This window comes from Aquipseudomonas guryensis (assembly GCF_014164785.1).
Taxonomy (GTDB): Bacteria; Pseudomonadota; Gammaproteobacteria; order Pseudomonadales; family Pseudomonadaceae; genus Aquipseudomonas; species Aquipseudomonas guryensis.
Window position 1 is genome coordinate 1,019,939 of sequence record NZ_JACJFN010000001.1, and the last position, 16,151, is coordinate 1,036,089.

Here is a 16,151-nt window from a genome sequence, read left to right on the forward strand (position 1 = left end):
CTTGGTCAGAAGCTGTATTTGACGTTGAAGCTGAGGAAGTCGCGGTCGCTGCGCTTGTTCGACAGGCCGCCGCCGCTGTAGTCGACGTACTTGGCGCCGACGGTGAAGGACTCCTTGTAGATCGCATCGAGGCCCAGCGAGTAACTCTGCGCTTCTTCATCCAGGCCGTTGGTTAGCTGGGGGGCGACGCCGTTGATGCTGTACTGGTAGCTGACGTTGGGCACCAGGTTCACCAGGTTGAACACGTTGGTGTAGGTCAGCTGCATGCTGACCTGGCCACCGTAGGCGCTGCTGGTTGCCTCGTAGTAATCGACATCCGACTCCAGGCCCTGTACACGGCTGGCAACCAGCTCGGAGAACAGGGTTGCCGAGTCGGCGCCGAACAGGCCGGTGAAGTTGTAGATACCGACCAGCGAGGCCTGGTACATGTCCTTCTCGCGGTAGCCATCCAGCTTGCTGCCCACCGGTAACCCGCTGAGGCTGCCAAGCAGGGCATCCGGCAGGTACTCGTTGAGGCCGAGGGCGATCGGTGTATCCGGCCGGTAGCTCAGCTCGCCGGCCAGCGACAGGCCATTGAAGATGCTGTCGCCACTGATCGAGGTGTTGAAGCTGATGCCGTACAGATCACGCTTTTCCAGGTACTCGGCGTAGTAGCGCGAGCTGCTGGCATCGGGCAGCACGCCGGCGCCCGGCAGGGTCACCGGCTGGCCCACGGTCAGGCCGATCATCGGCACCTGCATGTTGTAGCGCAGGTAGTAGAAGCCCAGCTCGGTGTCGTTCAGCTCCGGCACGTACCAGCGCAAGGCCGCGCCGTACTGCGCGGAATCGTCACCATCGATGTCCTTGCCGCGCTGGATAAAGGTGCTCGGCAGATACCCGCGCAGCAGATCGTTGACGAAGCCGGGGGCCAGGCTGTCGGCATAGGCCTGGGCTGCTGCCGGGTTGTCGAACGCCAGTGGTTCGCCGACCAGCCCGGTCGCGGCCTCCTGCAGGGGCGAAGCAGACAGGTAGTCGCAGCCTTCTCCCAGCACATCGAGGGTCGAGTAGTAGGTGCCGCAGGGATCGATCTTCGACGCTTCCCAGGCCCAGCCCGGCTGCCAGTAGCCCTCCAGGGTGAGGTTGTCGCGTAGCTCAAAGGAGCCGGAAACCATGAAGGTCGGCATGTAGGCCTCCTTCAGCTCCGAGCCGGGCGCGCGCAGGGCGTTGATGTCCACCGGGTTGGTGGCGCCGATGCCGTTCTGGTAGTACAGGCCCTCGCCCCAGTTGATCACCTGGCGGCCGAGGCGGGCATTGAGGTCACGCTCGTTGACTGTCCAGCTGCCGTAGACGAAGGCATCGAGCAGGTCGGCGCTGGAGCCGGCCTCCTCCAGGCCGTCATTGCTGATCTCGCGGTGACGGCGCTCGTCGTCTTCCAGCTCGAAGTCATAAAAGGTGCGGCCGCGAACGAACACGCCGTAGCGATCCTGGTAGCGCAGGTCCAGCTCGGACACCGCCTTGACCACTTCAGAGAACAGTTCGCCCTTGCGGAAGTTGAGGTTGCCGTCGTCCGAGTTGATCAGCCCGGCATTGCTGCCCTTGCCGCCATTGGCACGGGCGATCAGCTTGTTGTCCTGATCCTCCATGCGGTAGCTGACGCCATAGGACAGCGTTGTATCGAGCGATGTGGTCCAGTCGCCCGAACGCACCTGAAATGCCTGTGCCACCCCTATGGGCAGCGTGCCAAGCAATGCCAGACCAGCAAGTGCCAAGCCCTTTCCTTGGTCAGTCACGATGACCTCCAGCTGTTGTTTTTATCGGAATCGGAACATCGGTTCCGAATCAATTTAGCTGCGTCACCGGACGCTGGCAAGACCACCCGTTATTTTTTTGCCAACTCCTCTGCCACTTAGCTGCGCCAGCCATCGCACGACGAAAATATGGCGCCAATAAATAGAGCATTTCCGCAAAAGCCGGCGTCTACTGACTTGTCACTCACACAAAGCAGGAGCAGCAGTATGCCGACTGCCTACCTCTCTCGTTCTCTTCTCGCCGCCATCCTGGTGCTGACTGGCGCAACAGCCTGGGCCGAATCGCGCTGCAGCGAAAATACCAGTAGCCAACCGGCCACCCTCATCTGCAGCTACAAGACTCTCCCGATCGATTCCGGCAGCGCCGGCAAGCGCAAGGTGGTCTACCAGATCCCGATCGGCAAGGCGCCGGCAGGTGGTTGGCCGGTGGCGCTGCTGTACCACGGCTCCCTGGCCACGGTGAACACCTTCAGCTACCACAGCGACATGCCCTTCGGCGCCTATCATCAGGGCAAGCTGATAAAGGCCCTGTTGGACAGCGGCTATGCAGTCGTCGCGCCCAACGCCCTGACTGCCAAGGATGCCTGGCAGACCAACGCCCCCGAGTACGCCAACAACTACCAGCAAAGTAACGACTACCTGTTCTTCAACAACCTGTTCAGCGCCATCGCCACTGGCAAGTTCGGCCCACTGAACAAGCAACGCCAGTACGCCGGTGGCATGTCCAGCGGTGGCTACAACACCAGCCGCATGGCCGTGTCCTTCCCCGGCAAGTTCAAGGCCCTGGCCATTCAGTCGGCGTCCTATGCCACCTGCGTCGGAGCGCCCTGCGAAGTGCCGGCATTGCCAGCCAATCATCCGCCCACCCTGTTCGTGCATGGTCAGGCGGACTGGGTCGTGCCCTGGACCAGCATGCAGCCCTACCACGACCGCATGCTCTACCAGGGCCTGAAAACCGCGCTGTATAGCGAACCCAGCGGTGGCCATACCTGGTTCGTCAGCAGCCCAGGGCAGATACTCAACTGGTTCAAGCAGCACCCTTGAACCGCTTCTGCAGTGGGATTTCTCGATCTCCCTGGCGAGCGCTCTAGCTCGCCAATTTCCCCGAACAGGCTGAACCGTTATCCGTACAGACCCCGTCTTCCGTGGCCTGTAGCCACTTGACGGAATCGGAATTCCGTTTTCTATTGAAAGGGCGGTACACAATAACAACGGAGAAATACTGCCATGCCCACTGCCCGCTTTCGCCGTTTTACCCCACTGTTCGTCCTGCTCCTGAGCGGCCTGTTGCACAACGCGGCCGCGGCCGAGTCGCGCTGCAGCGAACGCAAGAAGAGCCTGCTGCTACCGGCCAAGGTCAGCTGCAGCTACCAGTCCACCTGGATCGACTCCGGCCTGGTCGGCCAGCGCAAGGTGATCTACCAGACGCCCCTCGGCAGCCCTCCCGCCGGCGGTTGGCCGACGGTACTGATCTACCAGGGCTCGTTCTTCCCGCTGGATAACTTCACCTACTACAGCAACCAGCCGTTCGGCGGCTTCTACGAAGGCAAGCTGGTACAGACCCTGTTGGACAACGGCTATGCGGTGATCGCGCCCAGCGCCCCGGCCGACCTGTTCTGGCAAACCAACATCCCCGGCCTGGCCCAGGCCTATGAACTGAGCACCGACTACGACTTCCTCGGCAATGTGTTCGACGCCATCGCCAGCGGCCATTTCGGCCCGCTGAACAGCCAGCGCCAGTACGCCACCGGGATTTCCAGCGGCGGCTACAACACCAGCCGCATGGCCGTGTCCTTCCCTGGCAAGTTCAAGGCCCTGGCCGTCCAGTCCGGCTCCTACGCCACCTGCAGCGGCCCGTTGTGCGTGGTGCCCGATGAGCTGCCGACCGACCATCCACCGACCTACTTCCTGCACGGCTTCGTCGACCTCACCGTGCCGTGGTGGAGCATGGACCTGTACTACGAGCGCCTGCTCTACCACGGCATCGAAACCGCGCGTTACACCGAGCCCCTGGGCGGTCATGAATGGTTCGCCGCCTCGCCCGGCAGGATCCTCGCCTGGTTCAACGGCCACCCCTGATGACCGTTCGCGGGCAGCCCCGGCGCTGCCCGCTTCCCCCTTATCTGCCCACCTGCACCCGACTCGACCTGTTCGCGGCGGTCGACCAGTTGGCCGAGGAGTCCGACGGCGCCCTCAATACACTGATGCCCGGCGCGCAGCAGACCCACCAATACCAGCGCCAACTCGGCGAGATCGAAGCCAAGTGGCGCTATATCGAACCGTCGCTGCGCAACTATCAAAGCTCGGCAATCCCGTCGCTGGTCAACCGCTACAGCGCGCGGATCATCGAAACCATCGCCAGGCTGCCGCTGGCCAGCGCCGAGAGCGAGGCCAACGTCAGTCGCTGAGCCGGCAGGCACGCATGCCGCGTTGCAGCTCTGCCTCGTTCTGCGCTTCGCTGAAGATCAGCTCCAGCCGCGAATCCTTGCGCCACTCGCTGTTCTGCCAGTGCAGGGCCTGACCGTGCAGGGCATTGGCCGACAGCCAGCCGGCATTGCTCTGCAGCACCAGCTTGGCCCGCCGCCAGGGCAGGCTGCCCAGCCACTGCTGCACCCGCAGCAGCTCGAAGCGCTGGCTCGGATGCCAGCGCCAACCGATGCTCCAACCCTCGACCTGCTGCTGGATCTGGCAGATCGGCTCGGCAGCATCGCGCCATAGCACCGCGACCGGCGCCTGCCCCTGGGGCAAAGCCACAGCCTCAGCCGCCTGACCAGCCCGGCTCGCATGACCGGGCAAGGCGCTGAAATCCAGCTGCCCGTGACTAGTCCAGAGCATGGGCAGCGCAGGCAGCTGGGCACGCAGTTGTTCACGGGCGGTTTCGTCCAGCGCTTCGGCCTTGTTCAGCAGCAGCAGGCCCATGCTGCCCAGGGCATCCTGCTGCGCTGCTGGCAGCGGCTCACCGGCGGCCAGCGCGGCGGCATCCAGCACCATCACCGGCGGTTGCAGGGCCAGCACATCGCGCCAGGGCAGCTCGCGCAGTTGCTGCAACAGCTCGGCGGGATGGCCCAAACCAGATGGCTCGATCAGCAAACGATGTGGCCGCGCCTTGCGTAAGAGACGACCGAGGCCAACCTGAAACGGTGCGCCATTGACGCAGCACAGACAGCCGCCAGCGACCTCGGCCAGGCTGATGCCATCGGCGTCGGTGGTCAGCAGTGCGGCATCCAGGCCGATCTGGCCGAACTCGTTGATCAGCACCGCCCAGCGCTCATCCGCCGGCTTCTGCGTCAGCAGGTGGCGGATCAGGCTGGTCTTGCCGGCACCCAGCGGGCCGGTGATCAGATGGGTCGGGATATTCGTCAGCATGGCCCTATGGTGCGGTTTTGCCGCCGCGCAGAAAAGGCTAAAGTCGCCCCTTTGCACACAAGGACAAACGGGATGCGTTCGATTGCTGTCGTACTGCTGCTGGGGCTGGCGGGCCAGGCCTGGGGCGAAGCCTGCGTGATCCACAGCCAGGGCAACCAGGTGGATGTGAAGATCTGCCAGCAGAACCGCAGCATCCCGGCCAACCTGTTCCGCGGCGGCTTCTGCGCGCCGCAGCTGCAGGGGCAGAAGGTCGAGGTCAGCTTCGTCGAACAATGCCCCAGCGGCGCCTTCGGCGAGTGCCGCAACGCGCGGGTCGGCGGCACCCCCTATCAGCAGGATATCTTCTACTACGGCGTCGAAACCGATGCGCGCTACCTCAAGCCGGCCTGCGAGCAGCAGAGCAAGGGCGTGTGGATGGCGCGCTGAGTCAGTCGCTCAGCGGCAGTTCGAAATAGAAGGTCGAGCCCTCGCCCACGCGGCTGTGAAAATCGATACGCCCGCCCATACGCTCCAGCAACTGCCGGGTGATGGCCAGGCCCAGGCCGGTTCCGCCCTTGCTGCGCGTGTCGGAACAGTCGGCCTGGGTAAACTTGTCGAATACCCTGGGATGGAACTCCGGCGCAATGCCGAGGCCATGATCCTGCACGCTGACCCTGGCCCAGCCCTCGCATAGGGCGATGCTGATTTCCACCTCAGCGCCACTCGGAGAAAACTTGGCCGCATTGGACAGCAGGTTGTTCAACACCTGCTCCAGGCGCAGCGCATCGACGCGAACCCAGGCGTCCACCTGACTGCTCAGCTTGAGCTTTACCCCGTGCTGTTCGGCATACCCCTGGTTGTTGCGCACGGCCAATTCGACCAGCGGCAGCAGCGCCTGAGGTTGCAGGTTGAACACCATCTGCCCGGCCAGCAGCTTTTCCATATCCAGCAGGTCATTGACCAGCAGGGCCAACTGCTGGCTGTTCTGCCGGGCGATTTCCAGCATATCCCGAGCCTTGTCCGGCAGCTCGCCGAGCACACCACCACTGACCAGGCCGAGCGCCCCGGTAATCGATGTCAGCGGGGTACGCAGTTCATGGCTAACAGTGGCCACGAACTCGCGCTGCATCCTGGCCAGGCGCTTTTCTTCGGTAATGTCTTCGACCATCGACCAGATCTGCCGCTGCCCCTGAGCGTCGGTCAGCAACAAGCCCTTGACCCTTACCGTAAAGCGGCTGCCATCGCGGCGCAGCAACTCCTTTTCATAAGGGCCGAAGCGACCTGAACCCATCAGTTGCCGCAGTTGCTCGCGTTCCTGGGTTTCATAGTCGCGCGGAGTGACCTGCCAATAGTCGAGCTGGAGGAACTCTTCCTGGCTGTAGCCGGTGTCGCACAACAGCTGCTCGTTGACCTCCAGAAAGCGGCCGCTGCGGATATCGGTGAGGGCAATACCGATGGGCGAGAGGTCGAACAGCCCACGCAAGCGCGCCTCGTTGAGCTGCAGCGCCTGAGTCTGCTGCTTGAGATGCTGCATCAGGGCCCAGCCGACATAGCCGATGGTGCCGCTGAACAGGCCGATTACCATGGCCATCACCACCCAAACCGCAGGCTGCGCGCTGTATGCCTGGAAATCCACGATCTGCAGCGGCAACCCCCGATTGACCGCCAGCAGGGCCAGAACCAGCACCCAGAGCAGGATCATCCCGCTCAGCCACAGTACCGCCCGACGCGTGGCAAACAGCCCGACCAGAAAGGCCAGAAACATCAGAAAACCACGGGATTCGGCAGCAGGACCGAGCTGCAGCGTCGAAGGTGTGACAAACAGGAAGAAGATCAGCGCCAACAGCACCAGACGCGTCTGCATGGACAGGCGCTCGCGCAGCAACACCACCCCCCAGAGCACCACGCAGGCGAGCAGCTGGATACCCATGAACAGATGCCAACCGAGAAAGCTGGCGCGCCACAGCGACAACAACAGGGCCGGCAGCGACAGCAGCGCAATTATCAGCACAACATTGCCGAACACCCGCTGGCTGAGTTGCTCGAAAGACTCGTGAGCATGCGCCACACGCACCCAAAACCGCATGCCGTTACCTCAGCTGATAAACCTGCACTGCCATGCCGGAAGAACGACAACAGGAGTCACTGGATAATGCCAGTCCACCTTGGTCGGCCAGCCCGCTCAGGGCCGCCTGGGTCGGCGCTGTCGGCAGAACCTGCCGCGATCCGCTATCCGGCTGGCTAAGAACCTGCAGAGGCAGCGTAGGACAGAGCAAATTGCCCTGTCCAGACCCGCACATGCAAGTCCGGAGTCAGGCAGCCTCCTCGGTCCAGGCGCCGAACGGGTCAGGCAGGAGCAGCCAGGCTTCGGGGCCGGCGGCCATCTCGGCGTCGGTCAGCAGGCAGTCATCCAGCTCGCGGTGCAGCAAGGCGAAGTCGATGTGCTGGCCGATGAACACCAGCTCCTGGCGGCAGTCGCCAACGTCAGCCTGCCACTTGGTCATCACCGTGCGCAGCCCTTCTTCGTCCTGCGGCCACTGCGCCTTGGCCACGAAACGCCACCAACGCCCGGCATAGCCATGGCGCATCAGGCCGCCGGCCTGCGACCAGCTACCGGCTTCCTGGTATTTGCTGGCCAGCCAGAAGTAGCCCTTGGAGCGCAGCAGGCGGCCATTGACCCACTCGCGGTTGAGGAAGGCGAAGAAACGCTCGGGATGGAACGGCCGGCGCGCCTGGTAGGCGGTCGAGGCGATGCCGTATTCCTCGGTTTCCGGCACATGCTCACCGCGCAGCTCCTTGAGCCAACCGGGCGCCTGGGCAGCGCGGTCGAAGTCGAAGCGGCCGGTGTTGAGGATCTTCGCCAGCGGCGCCTGACCCATGACCATCGGCAGGATCTCGGCTTCGGTGTTGAGCCCGCGCAGGATGGCAATCAGCTCCTCGCGCTCGGCGCTGGAGATCAGGTCAGTCTTGCTGATCAGGATCACGTCGGCGAATTCCACCTGTTCGATCAGCAGGTCGGTGATCGAGCGCTCGTCTTCCTCGCCCAGCGTCTCGCCACGGCTGGCCAGGCTTTCGGCGGCGTGGAAGTCGCGCAGGAAGTTCACCCCGTCGACCACCGTCACCAGCGTATCCAAGCGCGCCAGATCGGCCAGGCTCTGGCCCTGCTCGTCGCGGAAGGTAAAGGTCTCGGCCACCGGTAGCGGCTCGCTGATGCCGGTGGACTCGATCAACAGGTAATCGAAGCGGCCATCGCGGGCCAGCCGCGCCACTTCCTCCAGCAGGTCCTCGCGCAGGGTGCAGCAGATGCAGCCGTTGCTCATTTCCACCAGCTTTTCTTCGGCGCGGTTGAGACTGACGTCGCGCTGCACCTCCGAGCCATCGATGTTGATTTCACTCATATCGTTGACGATCAGCGCTACGCGCAGGCCGTCGCGGTTTCGCAGCACATGGTTGAGCAGGGTGCTCTTGCCGGCGCCGAGAAAGCCGGACAGCACGGTGACGGGTAAACGGTTATCCATTGGGGTTTCCTCGCACATCACGGATATGGCGTTCGCGTTGTTCCTGACGTTCCTTGGCCTCGACGCACAGGCTGGCGGTGGGCCGCAGCAGCAGGCGGCGCAGGCCGATCGGCTCGCCGGTCTCGCTGCACCAGCCGTATTCGCCGCGCGCCAGGCGCTCCAGCGCCTCGTCGATCTTGTCCAGCAGCTTCTTCTCCCGCTCCAGCAGGCGCAGTTGCCACTGACGCTGCTCCTCGGCACTGCCCAGGTCGGCCGGATCGCTGACCGGCTCCTGCTCGCGCAACTCGCCGAACTCCTCGCTGATGCGCCGTTGCAGCTCGCTGCGTTGGTCGAGCAGACGCTGGCGGAAGAACGCCTGCTGCACGTCGTTCATGTAGGCGCTGGCAGGCATGGCGAGCAGTTCGGATTCGCTGAGCACGGTGGGATCTCGTCAGGGTTGTTTCTATTTTTTGTTATAACATAACATTAAAAGATCACAACCGACCCTGGAAATCCGATGACCGTCCTCCGCCTGCCCGATATCGCCGCACAGATCAGCGCCCAGGCACAGCCCGCGCTGGACTTCGTCGGCATGCAGCAGATCGCCCTGCCTATCCTTCTCGATGGCAAGCCAATGGATTGCCGGGTAGACGCCGGCGTCAGCCTGGATGATGTCAGCGCGCGGGGCATTCATATGTCGCGCCTGTACCTGGCGCTGGAAGCCCTGGAACACCAGCCGCTGAGCCTGTCGGCCGTGCAGCGGGTGCTGCACCAGTTCCTGGACAGCCACGAGGGCCTGTCGCAACGCGCCTACCTCAACCTGCGCGGCGAGCTGCTGCTCAAGCGTCCTGCACTGGTCAGCCCGCTGGCCGGCTGGAAGGCTTACCCCGTGACACTCAACACCCGGCTGGACACCACGGGGTTTCACGTGGAACTGCAGCTGACGCTGGGTTACTCCTCAACCTGCCCGTGCTCGGCAGCACTCGCCAGACAGTTGATTCAGCAGCAATTTGTCGATGATTTTGCAGGTAAATCACTCGATCATGCTGACATCATTGCCTGGCTGGATAGCTCACGCGGCATCCTCGCCACCCCACACAGCCAGCGCAGCGAAGCCCGTCTGCAGCTGCACCTCGATCCGCATCAGCAGCGCCTGCCAATCCGCCACGTTCTGGATACGGCCGAAGCCGCCCTGGGCACCGCCCTGCAGACAGCGGTCAAGCGCGCCGACGAACAGGCCTTCGCCCTGGCCAACGGGCAGAACCTGATGTTCTGCGAAGATGCCGCGCGCCGCCTGCACCAGGCCTTGCGCCAGGAGGACGGCGTTCAGGGCTTTCACCTGGAAGTGCTGCACGCGGAAAGCCTGCACGCCCATGACGCCGTGGCGCGCAGCAGTTGGCAGCGATGATGCGCTGACGCCATGCTGCGGCCCTGCTACCGTGCTATGCCCACCCGAACTGCCCCCGGAGCCCAACCATGAACACCCTGGCCCTGTTTATGCTCGCCCTGCTGCTGTTGGCAGTAGTCGGCGGAGCCATCTGGAACTGGCGCCGCGAGGCACAACTGCAGCAGCTGGCCGAGCGCGCGCAGCAACAGGGCGAGCTGATCGAGGCAATGAACGCCGTACTGGATAACCCTCAGCTCAGCGAGGAAGAGCAGCTGGAGCAAAGCCAGCGCCTGGTGGAAAAGCTCAAAGCTACCCAGCGCTGAGCACGTTCACAGCACCCCAGGCTCGCGACGGCGCACTACCAGCCGCCCCCGCCCCCGCCACCACCGCCACCGCCCGAAGAACCGCCGCCGGACGAGCCACCGGATGAGCTCCCCGACGAAGACGGGCTGGGCGGCGGTGTAGCGGCGCTTGAGGTGGCGCTGCTCAGGCCGCCGAGCAGGGCGCCGGTCAGCGCGCTGGGCCTGGAGAAACTGCTGCGGCTGCGGTACCAGTCGGGCTGGTATTCGCGCAGTGCGGGATCGATCAGGCCGGCGTCCAGGGCCGCGGTGAAGCGCGCGGTCCATGCCCCTTCCACGCCCAGCGCCATAGCGTAGGGCAGGTGCTGCTCGTACAGGGCGATGCTCATGGCCGGCGCCTCGGCGGCGCGGGCCAGGGTCTCGCTTTCGGCCAGTTGCAGGTATTCACGGTAACCCTCGGCCGCATCCAGCAGGCGCCGCCCTTCCACCGATGGCGCTTCCAGCCAGCCGCGGAAGAGAATGACCTGTAGCCAGAACAGCACCAGCAGCACCACGACCATCGGCGCCAGGTTGAAGAACAGCACGGCCAGGCCGATGGTTCCGGGGATGATGAAGATCGCCCCGGCGGCGGTCAGCACCCCGCCACCGTTGTCCGGTGTGCCTTCACGCCACAGGCGGATACCGGCAACCAGCATGAAAACCCCGGACAGGCCGAAGCACAGACCGAACATCAGACCGAAAATCGCCAGGCCCATCTGTTCTTCACCATCGACACTGGAAAACACGCTGACCAGGGTGCCGACCAGCGCCCAGGCCACACCCCAGCCCCAGGCGCCGCGGTTATTGCTATGCCAGCTCTTGCCCCGCTCACCCATTGCTGCACTGTGGGCATCGATGGCCTTGGCCAGGCGCGGCTCGTAGCTGCTGCCGACGCGCAGGGGCTTGCTCGGCTTGTCTGCCGGGAACAGTTCGTCGAGCAGCGCCTGCTCGTGAGTCTGCAGGTTGTCGCGCGGCGCCGGCCCAGGATTGAGGATAAAGGCGGCACCTCGCGGGCTGTCTTCCAGGGTCAGCAGCTTGCGGATGGCCAGGTCGGTGAAGCTCACGCTGACAGCCTCGGCGGCGCTGTAGCCACCGCGAAAACCGCGATTCCACAGGTAGCCGAGCTGAGCTGGCGCCAGCCCATCCGGCGCGGTGAACAGTGGAATCACCAGGCCCTTGCGCGGGTCACGACCAACGTCGAACCAGCACCACAGGTAATAAGCGAACAGACCAAGCAACAACAGCAGACCGAAGAACACCCCCAGGTTGTCGGCGATCAGCCGGGCAATACGCTGGCCCAGACCCGGGCGCTCGACCAGGCCGGCCTGCCAGTCCACGGCCACGGTAAAGCCTTCGCCGGGCTGCAACACCCGCGTGGTGCGCAGCAGCAGCTGATTGCCCGCACGCCGTTCCTCGCGGTAATCGCTGCCGTTATCGCCGACATAACCGGTGTAGCCCATCACATCGCCAATGCGCGCGCCTTCGGGCAACTGTACCTGCACGGCCGCGGCCTGGATCGGGAAGCTCCAGTCGTTGCCGGTGGCGTTCCAGTACAGCTCGTCTTCGCCCTCACGGTGCAGCAGCTGGGCATCGATGCGGTAGCGCAGCTGATAGGTGTAGCGCCCGGGCTCCAGCTCATGGTTAGCCGAGCCTAGGTAGTAGCGGATGCCAGCGCCCAGCGCCTCGCTGTGGAAGGGTTCGGCCTGGCCATCGCGAGTCACCTCCAGCATCTGGATCGGCGTGCGCCGTTCCAGTCCATTGCCCAGGCTGTAGCGGGTGGGAATATCGCGGTAGATGCCGCGGCGGATCTGCTCGCCCTCGGCCTGCACGGTGATGCGCTCAACCACCTGCAGGTAGCCATCGCGCTCGACCTGCAGGCCGACGGTGTAGGCCTCGATGACTTCCTCGGCCCAGCCCGTGGCGGGCAGCAGGCAGCACAACAGCAGCAGGGGTTTCAGCCATCCAGGCATCTCAGAACTCCAGTTTCGGGGAAAGGGCGTCGCGCGCATCGTCCAGGGCGAAATAGGTAGCGCACTGAAAGCCGAACAGCTGTGCCAGCAGGTTGCTCGGCACCGATTCGATCAGCACGTTGAGCTCGCGCACCGCACCGTTGTAGTAGCGGCGAGCCATCTGGATCTGTTCCTCGAGCTCGCTCAAGGTGCGCTGCAGATCGAGGAAGCCGTTATCGGCCTTCAGCTCGGGATAGTTCTCGGCCAGGGCGAACACCCGCAGCAGACCCGCACTCAGCTGGCTCTCGGCGACGCTGCGGCCGGGTGGGTCATCGCCTTCGTGGGCCTGCACGGCGCCGCGCTGCAGCACCAGTTGCTCCAGGGTGTCGCGCTCATGGGCCATGTATACCTTGAGGCAGCCAACCAGGTTGGGGATCAGGCTGGAACGGCGCTTGAGCTGCACATCGATGCCACTCCAGGCCTCGGCCACCCGCGCGCGATTGAACACCAGACGGTTGTAGCCATAAACGACGGCCACCAGCAGCAACGCCAGCACGGCCAGCACCACCCACACGACTCCCTGCATACAACACTCCCCAGACCCACCATGGCTTCCAGCGAGTCAGCTTAACTAGACCCAACCACGGCTGCAGCCAACCGCACCACAGCTCGCCACTCAGCGCGGCTGCAGCCCGCCACAGTCAGCACTGACCCAGCGCGCCTGGCTGCGCATGCTGCTCTGCCGGCCACCATAGACACCATTGATCTGGGTACTGAAGGCCGTGTCACCTTCGAAGCGGGTTTCGCCTTCGCCCTGGCCATCCGGACAGGTGAAACGGAACTTCCAGACATCCGCGCCACGCTCGGTGATTTTATGGGTACAGCCGGATTCGGGGTCCTGCAGGGGAATGTCGCGCGCCTTGGCCTGCGCCTCACTGAGGCACAGTTGCACGCCGGCCCCACCCAGCTTTACACCCTGCTTGGCCATCATCTGCTCCATCATCTGACGCTGCTCGGGCGGCAGGTTCTGCAGCTGGCCGAGCATCTGCTGCATGTCCGGCATCGCCTGGCCATCGCTCTGCATGTTGCTGGTGAATTCCCACAAGCCCGGGCGGATCTGCTCGGCGCTGGCCAGGGCGGGCAGCAGACCCAGACAGAGGATCAACAACGACTGAATACGCATGGCGGGACTCCTTGACGAAGGTTCAGGCAACCTTGCCAGCTTAGGCCAGGCCCTGTGCCGCTGCCGGACAGAAAGCGCCGGGGCCAATTCCCATCCGGCCACTCCAGCCGTCGTGAAGAGCCGAAGATGGCCAGCCAGTCGGCAATCGGCGAAAAGTTGCTGGCGGTCACACTAAGTTGTGCTTTTTCGCAAATAACTGTGATGGGGCACTAATTAACAGGTAAGCATTTACTTACATATCACGCCGCATATATCCGATCGCTATTAATGCAGCCTCACAACTAATAATACACTTCCCTAATTCAAGAACGAACGTGCCAGAACACAGCCATCCAATCTTCCCGGTTGCCATACAGATCACACTTTCCACGCTTGCCCACCCTCCGCCACAGGTCTAGGATGCCCACCCCATAGGGCTTGTGCGCAACTTATTGCACATCAAGGTGCGCAAGAAGTTGCGCACATCGGAAGCCCAAAGCATTCATCCTTAATATCTGGATGAAGACATGGAAGTTATGTATCTAATTAACAGGTCAAGGAATGACTGTTTCTAGCTCGCTCGCCGATTATTATCTGCAACTGGCCAATTCCCCAATTAAACAAGGGGACTTTGCCGGTGCGGATATTCGTTATTCGCCAGAATACGAAGTGCTGGAAAGCGAGCTGGAAAAGGCCGCGGCCATGCACCAGACCGACGCCATCGACTGGCAGAAAGTCCGCGAGCAGAGCGAGGCGCTGCTGCGCGAGCAGTCCAAGGATCTGCGCGTCGCCAGCTGGCTGACCTGGAGCCTGTACCAGCGCGAGAACCTCAGCGGCCTACAGGCCGGTCTGGGCCTGCTGCACCAGCTGTGCAGCCAGCACTGGGACGAACTGCACCCGCGCAAGGAACGCACCCGTGCCGCCGCCTTCGCCTGGCTGACCCCACGCCTGGAAAAGGCCCTCGGCGAAGATATTCCGGTGGCCACCCAGCTGCCGCTGTTCCGCACCCTCGCCGAGCTGCTGCGCAAGCTGGAAGGCTGCCTCTCCGCCTACCTGGGCGAAGACGCCCCGCTGCTACTGCCGCTGTGCCGACGCATCGACGAACAGATCAACCGCGCCACTCAGGGCCAGGCCGAACCGGGCGTGGTCGGCGCCGCTCTGGCCCAGGTCAAGCAGGCCGCCAGCCAGGTGTTCAGCGCCAGCACGCCGATCGACAACGAGCGCGACGCGCACAAGGCCCTGCGCGCCCTGCAGGACGGCGCCCGGCCACTGTGCGGCTGGTGGCTGAAGCAGAAAGCCAGCGATATCCGCGCCCTGCGCCTGGCGCGCACCCTGCTGTGGCTGCCGATCGACAGCCTGCCGGAACGCAATGCCGAACAGGTCACCGCCCTGCGCGGCCTGCCGGCCGACAAGCTGGCCAGCTACCGCGAACGCTTCGCCGCCGGCCAGTACGCCGACCTGCTGCTGGAGCTGGAAACCAGCATCGCCCGTGCGCCGTTCTGGCTCGACGGCCAGCGCCTGGCCTGGGAGTGCCTGCAGGAGCTGGGCGCCGAACCGGCCATGGCCGAGGTGGAGATCCAACTGGCGCTGTTCCTGCAGCGCGTGCCCGGCCTGGAAGAATTGTGTTTCCACGATGGCCTGCCGTTCGCCGACGCCGAAACCCGCGCCTGGATCGGCGCCCAGGTGCTGCCGCATCTGCAGACGGCCAGCGCCGAGCCCGTCGTAGCAATCAGCGAAAACGGCAGCCTGCCGGCCTGGGAAGTCGCCCTGCAGGCGGTGCTGCCGCAGCTGCGCAAGGACGGCCTGAAAGCCGCCGTGCAACAACTCAAGCAGGGCATGGCCCAGGCCCAGGGCGGCCGCGCCCGCTTCTTCTGGCAGCTGAGCCTGGCGCGCCTGTGCAGCGCGGCGAAGAAGCATGAACTGGCCAAGACCCAACTCGAATCCCTCGACCAGACGCTGCAGGCCTCCGGTCTCGGCGAGTGGGAACCCGAACTGGCCCTGGAAGTGCTGCGCCTGCTGCACAGCTGCTACGAGCTGCTGCCGCAGAGCCACGTGATCCGCGAACGCAAGGAAGAGATCCACCGCAGGCTGTGCCACCTCGACCTCGAAGTGGTGCTGGATTAAGGCCGTAAGGCCCGTACATACCGAAAACGTAAAGGAGAACAGCCATGGCCAAAGAAGGCTCGGTAGCCCCCAAGGAACGCATCAACGTCACCTTCAAACCCGCCACTGGCGGCGCTCAGGAAGAGATCGAACTGCCATTGAAACTGATGGTACTGGGCGATTTCACCCAGCGCGCCGACGAGCGCAAGATCGAAGACCGCAAGCCGATCAGCATCGACAAGAACAACTTCGACGAAGTGCTCGGCAAGCAGGAACTCAACCTGACCTTCAGCGTGGCCAACCGCCTGCAGGATGAGCAGGGCGCCGACGAGTTGCCGGTGCAGCTGCGCATCAACTCGATGAAAGACTTCAACCCGGCCGCCGTGGTCGACCAGGTTCCCGAGCTGAAGAAGCTGATGGAACTGCGCGACGCCCTGGTCGCCCTGAAAGGTCCGCTGGGCAACGCCCCGGCCTTCCGCAAGGCAATCGAAAGCGTGCTCGCCGACGACGACTCGCGTGACCGTGTGCTGAGCGAGCTGGGCCTGACCCAGCAAGACGCCTGAACCCTCGACAAGGAAGCCCG

General features: G+C 63.9%; 16 protein-coding genes. 8 read left to right on the plus strand and 8 right to left on the minus strand.

Translation table 11 applies throughout. From position 1 onward, the window contains the following. Positions 1-5: 5 nt before the first annotated feature. Entirely contained in the window at positions 6-1,769 is a 1,764-nt protein-coding gene (locus H3H45_RS04675; protein ID WP_182832556.1) for a DUF1302 domain-containing protein, read from the minus strand. A gap of 225 nt (positions 1,770-1,994) precedes the next feature. On the opposite strand from H3H45_RS04675, the gene H3H45_RS04680 reads away from it, so the two are divergent. The 3 genes from H3H45_RS04680 to H3H45_RS04690 all read left to right on the plus strand — a co-directional run bounded on the left by H3H45_RS04680 (position 1,995) and on the right by H3H45_RS04690 (position 4,195). Then, positions 1,995-2,831: an extracellular medium-chain-length polyhydroxyalkanoate depolymerase gene (locus tag H3H45_RS04680; RefSeq protein ID WP_182832557.1), complete on the plus strand. Its 837-nt coding sequence runs from the start codon at positions 1,995-1,997 to the stop codon at positions 2,829-2,831. Between the two features lie 183 nt (positions 2,832-3,014). Further along, positions 3,015-3,866, plus strand: a complete 852-nt coding sequence (locus tag H3H45_RS04685) for an extracellular medium-chain-length polyhydroxyalkanoate depolymerase (RefSeq protein WP_182832558.1) — start codon at positions 3,015-3,017, stop codon at positions 3,864-3,866. Further along, entirely contained in the window at positions 3,866-4,195 is a 330-nt protein-coding gene (locus tag H3H45_RS04690; protein WP_182832559.1) for a hypothetical protein, read from the plus strand. The genes H3H45_RS04685 and H3H45_RS04690 overlap by 1 nt, the downstream gene beginning before the upstream one ends. Here H3H45_RS04690 and H3H45_RS04695 read toward each other — a convergent pair. Then, on the minus strand, positions 4,185-5,153 hold the full coding sequence (locus H3H45_RS04695; protein ID WP_182832560.1) for a CobW family GTP-binding protein: 969 nt from the start codon (positions 5,151-5,153) through the stop codon (positions 4,185-4,187). The two genes, H3H45_RS04690 and H3H45_RS04695, sit on opposite strands and share 11 nt — an antisense overlap. A gap of 72 nt (positions 5,154-5,225) precedes the next feature. On the opposite strand from H3H45_RS04695, the gene H3H45_RS04700 reads away from it, so the two are divergent. Beyond that, a complete protein-coding gene (locus tag H3H45_RS04700) occupies positions 5,226-5,579 on the plus strand; it encodes an NADH:ubiquinone oxidoreductase (RefSeq protein WP_182832561.1) in 354 nt (117 codons plus the stop codon). A gap of 1 nt (position 5,580) precedes the next feature. Here H3H45_RS04700 and H3H45_RS04705 read toward each other — a convergent pair whose 3' ends face one another. The 3 genes from H3H45_RS04705 to dksA form a co-directional block, all read right to left on the minus strand. Next, positions 5,581-7,218: a sensor histidine kinase gene (locus H3H45_RS04705; protein WP_182832562.1), complete on the minus strand. Its 1,638-nt coding sequence runs from the start codon at positions 7,216-7,218 to the stop codon at positions 5,581-5,583. A gap of 226 nt (positions 7,219-7,444) precedes the next feature. Continuing rightward, complete coding sequence (gene zigA / locus H3H45_RS04710) at positions 7,445-8,650, minus strand: zinc metallochaperone GTPase ZigA (protein WP_182832563.1); 1,206 nt, start codon at positions 8,648-8,650, stop codon at positions 7,445-7,447. Continuing rightward, on the minus strand, positions 8,643-9,041 hold the full coding sequence (gene dksA, locus H3H45_RS04715) for an RNA polymerase-binding protein DksA (protein ID WP_182833130.1): 399 nt from the start codon (positions 9,039-9,041) through the stop codon (positions 8,643-8,645). The genes zigA and dksA overlap by 8 nt, the downstream gene beginning before the upstream one ends. Before the next feature lie 105 nt (positions 9,042-9,146). Here dksA and folE2 point away from each other — a divergent pair, with 105 nt between their 5' ends. Beyond that, entirely contained in the window at positions 9,147-10,037 is an 891-nt protein-coding gene (gene folE2 / locus H3H45_RS04720) for a GTP cyclohydrolase FolE2 (protein ID WP_182832564.1), read from the plus strand. Between the two features lie 68 nt (positions 10,038-10,105). Then, the gene (locus tag H3H45_RS04725; protein ID WP_182832565.1) at positions 10,106-10,339 is read left to right on the plus strand and encodes a hypothetical protein; all 234 of its coding nucleotides are present in this window, start codon (positions 10,106-10,108) and stop codon (positions 10,337-10,339) included. 35 nt (positions 10,340-10,374) lie between these two features. On the opposite strand, the gene H3H45_RS04730 is transcribed toward H3H45_RS04725, so the two are convergent. The 3 genes from H3H45_RS04730 to H3H45_RS04740 all read right to left on the minus strand — a co-directional run bounded on the left by H3H45_RS04730 (position 10,375) and on the right by H3H45_RS04740 (position 13,486). Continuing rightward, on the minus strand, positions 10,375-12,324 hold the full coding sequence (locus H3H45_RS04730) for a DUF2207 domain-containing protein (protein WP_182832566.1): 1,950 nt from the start codon (positions 12,322-12,324) through the stop codon (positions 10,375-10,377). Between the two features lies 1 nt (position 12,325). Beyond that, positions 12,326-12,889 carry a LemA family protein gene (locus H3H45_RS04735; protein WP_182832567.1) on the minus strand — a complete coding sequence of 188 codons (564 nt, stop codon included), beginning with the start codon at positions 12,887-12,889 and terminating at the stop codon, positions 12,326-12,328. 90 nt (positions 12,890-12,979) lie between these two features. Continuing rightward, positions 12,980-13,486, minus strand: coding sequence for a DUF3617 domain-containing protein (locus H3H45_RS04740; protein ID WP_182832568.1), 507 nt, complete (start codon positions 13,484-13,486; stop codon positions 12,980-12,982). A gap of 540 nt (positions 13,487-14,026) precedes the next feature. Here H3H45_RS04740 and tssA point away from each other — a divergent pair. Both tssA and tssB read left to right on the plus strand, forming a co-directional pair. Further along, on the plus strand, positions 14,027-15,589 hold the full coding sequence (tssA, locus tag H3H45_RS04745; protein ID WP_182832569.1) for a type VI secretion system protein TssA: 1,563 nt from the start codon (positions 14,027-14,029) through the stop codon (positions 15,587-15,589). 44 nt (positions 15,590-15,633) lie between these two features. Continuing rightward, positions 15,634-16,131, plus strand: coding sequence for a type VI secretion system contractile sheath small subunit (gene tssB / locus H3H45_RS04750; protein WP_160487984.1), 498 nt, complete (start codon positions 15,634-15,636; stop codon positions 16,129-16,131). Positions 16,132-16,151: the final 20 nt, after the last annotated feature.